This window comes from Nostoc flagelliforme FACHB-838 (genome assembly GCF_014698065.1).
GTDB classification, from domain to species: domain Bacteria; phylum Cyanobacteriota; class Cyanobacteriia; order Cyanobacteriales; family Nostocaceae; genus Nostoc; species Nostoc flagelliforme_B.
In genome coordinates this window covers 1-3,292 of sequence record NZ_JACJSI010000544.1, presented here as the reverse complement: position 1 = coordinate 3,292, position 3,292 = coordinate 1, and the positions used below count along the sequence as shown (strand labels likewise).

Sequence of the window (3,292 nt, the reverse complement as noted above, 5' to 3'; positions counted from 1 at the left end):
CAGGCATCTCAACAGCGAATTGAGGAACTTGAACGATTGAATCATCTTAAAGATGATTTCGTAAGTACAGTTTCACATGAGTTACGCGCACCCATGACTAACATCAGAATGGCTATTGAGATGTTAGAAGCTATTTTGAAACAATCACAGACACTTGAAGCTAAACACATTACTGCTACTCGTTATCTACGAATTTTACGAGATGAGTGCCAACGAGAAATGAATCTGATTAGAATACCTTCTGAATAACGAACCTGACCGACTGTAGAGAATGTGGAGCCTGCAATGAAAGTAAAGGCTTGGCGGCCCGCTAAAAAGGGGTTAGCGTCAATGTTAGATAGATCAATTAAGTCTCCTGCAAAGATACCATTTCCAACGAAGTCAGTGATAGCATCCCGGAATAAACTAGGTTGATTCTCAGAAACTGAGTTGAAATCGAAAGTATCGTTACCTAGTCCTCCAGTCAGAGAATCAGTCCCACTACTGCCAGTCAAGATATCGTTACCACTACCACCGTTAATCGTATCACCGCCCGGTCCGCCGCTAATTGTGTCGTTACCGCCATTACCGTTCAGAACATTACTAACAATGGAGCCAATGATCGTCTCACTGCCCTGGCTACCTTCGACGTTCTCAAAGTTACTTATAGTTTCAGTATTACCGCTGCTGACGGAGGTTAAGCCTCACCTCATCATTTCTTAATGAGGAAAAATGAACAGACAGATGAACCAGACCTGATTTAAGCAGGTCTTTGCGTAAGTCCTACCAGTTTTATAATCCAATACACTTGGGTTAAGAATTTTTGGTATTGATTTTAGACCTGTAGAGACGCATTAGCGTAGCGGGGCGAAGCCCAGTACAATTTCGCGTCTTTACCAAGGATTTCGGGCTTAACTGAACGGTATTGATTTTTGAAGCAACTCCCTAATGAGAGTGGATTTGGGGGTAATGTGTGGGTTCGCAGATAAGATGAAAGTCTGACAACGAATTTATAAGGGTTTCAGGTAACGATATTCGCGCATAAAGTGAAATCGATTGTGGTGTCTGGGTTTGAGCCAAATAGTCAATTCGCACATAAATTGAAATTTTCCGACTTTAATTTGAGGACAGCCCGAATGCTTTTAAAAGCGGACTTTTGAGGTGCGATGGAATTACGCCTCACCCCAGGCGATCGCTCCGTGCCATAGGTAGTCAAGCAGCTTGACTATAGAACGCTTAGGAATTTAGGTATAAATTATAATTAAAATTGAAGAAAATACCCTGACTTTTTATGATGAGATGCAAAAGATGCAAAATTTCACTTTATGCGCGAATTGGCTAGCTAGCTCAAAGCCTTGCTTCACAATCGATTTCACTTTATGTGCGAATTGCATGGGCTGAAACCCGTATAATTTCGTTGTTCAAATTTCATCTTATCTGCGAATCCATACGTCTCCTCCAACCTTTGATGTACCGGGAAGTTTCTCAAACAGCCTCATGACATCTGTATCAGAGCGAGGTAAATCCCCAGTTCTCAGACTAGCCTAAGCGAACAAATTTCTATTGAGATAGTGTTCCGTAGTTTGTATTTCTTTAACTGTGCTTGCTTGCAGATCCCACAGTTAGAACTTATACCTTGGCTTGTCGAGAATCATCGCTTAATGGGACTGGTTAAAGCTGTTCGCAAACGACATAGGGATAATGCCAAAAGGTCACTTGACATTTGCGAACCAGCGTTAACTTGACACCAATGGCAAGATGCCCACCCCACAAGAGTTATATAAATTTTAGATACAGTGCTTCCGGCTATTATGCGATATAGTTTTCTCCTTGCCCCTCTCCTATCATCGCTTTCAGCTTTTAGGATGTACCTCATAGCTACCGGAGCCCTCTTCTGTCACTTTCCGAGTATTCTTAATAAAAGGATTAAAATAAAAAACTCTGGAAGGTAAGCAGGGCAATGGATGTAGAATTACAAATCCTGAAACGTTTGGCAAGAGACGCCCACCCAACAGTTGCGATCGTAGATGAATATTGTGCAGAGTACAAAGACCTATTTCAAGAAGTAAGAAATTATGAATGTTTCAAATATTTGCACTTGGGCATAATATCACCGATAAAAAGAAAATCATTACCAGAAATAACAAAAGTCGTAAGTATAAATTCAGCACAGTCGTTACACCATTTTCTAGCAAATTCAGATTGGTCAGTAAATAAATTAAAAAACCGAAGATTAAATAAACTCAAGAAAGCATTAAATGGAAATGCAATTACAGTAATAATAGATGAAACAGGAGATAGAAAAAAAGGTAAAAAGACTGATTATGTAGCTAGACAATATTTAGGGAGTGTAGGAAAAATAGATAATGGAATAGTTTCAGTCAATGTTTATGGAGTTTATGCTAATATAAGTTCTCCATTAATTATCAAAGTATTTAAACCAAAAGGTACATTAAAGGAGTCAGATAAATATAAAACTAAAATAGAGTTAGCATCAGAGATAATTACAGAACTAATGGAATCAGGGTTCAATATTGAACTAGTTCTGGCTGATAGTTTATATGGTGAAAGTAGCCAATTTATTAGAAAAGTTGCTGAATATAACTTAGGTTATGTGGTGTCAATTAGAAGTAATTATGGAGTCTGGCTACCAGCACGACAAAGCGTTAGGGCAAATAAGTGGTGTAAGTTTGAGAGAACATTTAGCAACCAAAAATCAGAGACAAGATACATTATGGAAATAAGTTATGGTAAAAAAAGAGCCATAAATTACTGGGAAATAACTACTGATCCAGAAACCATGCCGGAAAATTCTACCTCCCAGGGCAAACGCATCTAAATTACTCTTGATCACAACGAAGGTTAAGAACCAACGAAAAAATCAGGATTTCGAGCTTGATTATTTTTTAAGCCCCAAAGCGATCGCCTAAAACTTTCGCAATAAGCAAAACTTAATGACATTGATTTTAAATCTATTCTCAATAAAGTATGCTTATTGACATGATGCGGCCGCCCTGTTCTACCTCCTTCGTGATGACGAATCTGCAAGGTAATTTCAAGAAAATTTTAGGTGACTTATATGGATTAAGAACCTGGGTAGAATATGGGTTTCGACAGTGTAGACAGGAACTAGGCTGGACAGATTACCGTTTTACAAATTTCCAACGTATTGAGAGGTGGTGGGAGATTATTTTTTGTGTTTATACCAATTTAATGTGAAGCTGCATAGAAAAGAGCTTCTAAGATAAAGTTATAAGAAGAGACAGAAATTACTTCCTCAAATGTAAGTTGGTCGAAGATTTCTTGGATGCGC

The 3,292-nt window shown here is 38.5% G+C and carries 2 protein-coding genes and 1 pseudogene; 2 read left to right on the top strand and 1 reads right to left on the bottom strand.

What is annotated here, in order from left to right; translation table 11 throughout:
* Window positions 1-249, top strand: a 249-nt coding sequence (locus H6G97_RS48390; RefSeq protein WP_277883470.1) for a histidine kinase dimerization/phospho-acceptor domain-containing protein, incomplete at its 5' end; no start/stop codon positions are given.
* Here the strand turns inward: H6G97_RS48390 and H6G97_RS56420 are convergent.
* Complete coding sequence (locus H6G97_RS56420; protein ID WP_190947423.1) at window positions 183-647, bottom strand: M10 family metallopeptidase C-terminal domain-containing protein; 465 nt, start codon at window positions 645-647, stop codon at window positions 183-185. The two genes, H6G97_RS48390 and H6G97_RS56420, sit on opposite strands and share 67 nt — an antisense overlap.
* A 1,292-nt stretch (window positions 648-1,939) precedes the next feature.
* Between H6G97_RS56420 and H6G97_RS48380 the strand changes: the two are divergent.
* Window positions 1,940-2,800: pseudogene (locus H6G97_RS48380) on the top strand (IS701 family transposase); the annotation flags it as partial.
* Between the last annotated feature and the right edge of the window lie 492 nt (window positions 2,801-3,292).